The organism is Epilithonimonas hispanica, assembly GCF_003385395.1.
GTDB lineage: Bacteria > Bacteroidota > Bacteroidia > Flavobacteriales > Weeksellaceae > Epilithonimonas > Epilithonimonas hispanica.
This window is the reverse complement of sequence record NZ_QNUG01000103.1, coordinates 1-1812: the sequence shown is the minus strand read 5'-3', so window position 1 is coordinate 1812 and position 1812 is coordinate 1. Positions and strand designations below refer to the sequence as shown.

Sequence of the window (1812 nt, the reverse complement as noted above, 5' to 3'; positions counted from 1 at the left end):
GCAAGTACCAAAGTGGATTATTACAGCAAGGTTCTGCACGGTAAAAAAATGTTTTATCTACTTCTTTTCTCTATTTTCGATAATGAAAAATTAAGCCAAAGAACATTAGAAGATACTTTTAACAGTAGCGGATTCAAAGCTTTGTTCGGTTTAGGAGAAGAGGAAAAAGTAAGAAGAAGCTCAATCTCAGAACGGCTTTCAAAAATTGATCCCACTTATTTCAAAGCAATCTATGAACAAATGTATGGGAGGTTTTCAGCCCTTTACTCTAAGACCGAAATCGAAAAATACAACCTTATCCGCGTTGACAGCACAATCGTTGCCGATACGTGCTCCAAACTCAAGGAAGGAATAGACCAAAAGAGCGGGAAAAAATTGGTGAAATTCAGTTTTTCCTTCGATGGGATTTTACCTTCCGGGGTACCGCAAAAAGACGAATAACAATGGAACTTCGAGATATGATTACGGCTATTTTAATCGTTTTTGCAGGAGGAGACCCTACAAAAGTTTTTAAAACCAAAACATAAAAAATGGTCGGATTTTTTTTCCGACCATGACTACTTGTGAGAGTTACTTTTTTTATATTGAGATTTTCTTCAATGCTGATGATTTCTGAGCTGCTGTTTTACCGGTCTTTTAGCTTATTACCTCATGTTGAGGTTTCCATTCCGAAGCTCGTCATTGGCGGTTCATCAATATAAAATCTGAAGTATGAATCTTTATGATGATACCGTAAGTTTCGCCATTTTAAAATCTCTATTTGACATGATCTCCTTTTTTTAGCATAAATAGTATATTTTATATTTTAATTTTCTGCTTCTATGTTTTCCAAAACGCCTTGAAATTGATGGGCAGAGTCTTTAATATCCTTAAGCTGTTCAGCAACAATCGTTTTTTCGGAACCTTCCAAAATATTTTCATCTAAAGCTTGCTGATAAGTTTGTATCGCTGCATTTTCTCCATAAAGAACTTCTCTAAGTGTAGATTTTTCGATATTATCGAATAATAGAGAATTTTTTATAGATATCCATGTTTGATGAAAAGCTCCTGATATTGTTTGATGTTCAGAATATTCTCCTCCCAAATCCTGAATAAGATTGATAAGGCTGGTTTTCATTATTTTTGTCTGTGAAACCATTTGTTCATATAAGCCTTTTAATTCTGGATGTCCTTCCCATACTTTACCTTCAACGTTTTCAAAACCAGTGAGGCGGTCTTGTAAAATGTGTACAAGATCATTGAGCAGCTGAGATGTTTTTTCTGAATTCATGTTGTAATTATTTAAATATTAAATATCTCTCGATCATTAATGATTTCTTACACCTTTATGATGATACGGTGTATTTGAAATCTGATTTTTATCTATATTCCCAACATTAGAAAAAACTTTTTCCGGAATTGAATTCCTTGTTTGCGATGAATATTCATCAGGAATATTTAATTTTATTTCTTTTCCATTACGATATAGTTTCTTGTCTGAGCTAAGATAATTACTATCAGGCTTATAAGAGTTACCATCGGGAGCAACAAAACTCTTTACTCTTTTTTGTTTAAATACTTTATATAAAGCAATTCCGGTTCCTACTGCTAGTGTCAATGGTATAATGATTTTATTATTCATAATTCTTTTTTTTATCTCTAATTCAAAATACCTGCCATCATTTTTCTATATAATTAATTTTATAGAAGATTACAATATTATCCTAAAATAGCTTATTTAATTGTAAATGAGTTATATATTGTGATTCAAATCATAAAAAATTTAAACAATATTTCATTATGTAATTTGAAATGATGATAAGTTTTGGCAGA

At 31.6% G+C, this 1812-nt stretch carries 2 protein-coding genes and 1 pseudogene; 1 reads left to right on the top strand and 2 read right to left on the bottom strand.

What is annotated here, in order from left to right; translation table 11 throughout:
* Positions 1-441: pseudogene (locus tag DRF58_RS18000) on the top strand (IS4 family transposase); the annotation flags it as partial.
* Between the two features lie 364 nt (positions 442-805).
* Here DRF58_RS18000 and DRF58_RS17995 read toward each other — a convergent pair.
* Positions 806-1270 (bottom strand): PA2169 family four-helix-bundle protein, encoded by a 465-nt coding sequence (locus DRF58_RS17995; RefSeq protein ID WP_116037329.1) that lies wholly within the window; start codon positions 1268-1270, stop codon positions 806-808.
* Between the two features lie 36 nt (positions 1271-1306).
* On the bottom strand, positions 1307-1621 hold the full coding sequence (locus tag DRF58_RS17990; protein ID WP_116037327.1) for a hypothetical protein: 315 nt from the start codon (positions 1619-1621) through the stop codon (positions 1307-1309).
* Positions 1622-1812: the final 191 nt, after the last annotated feature.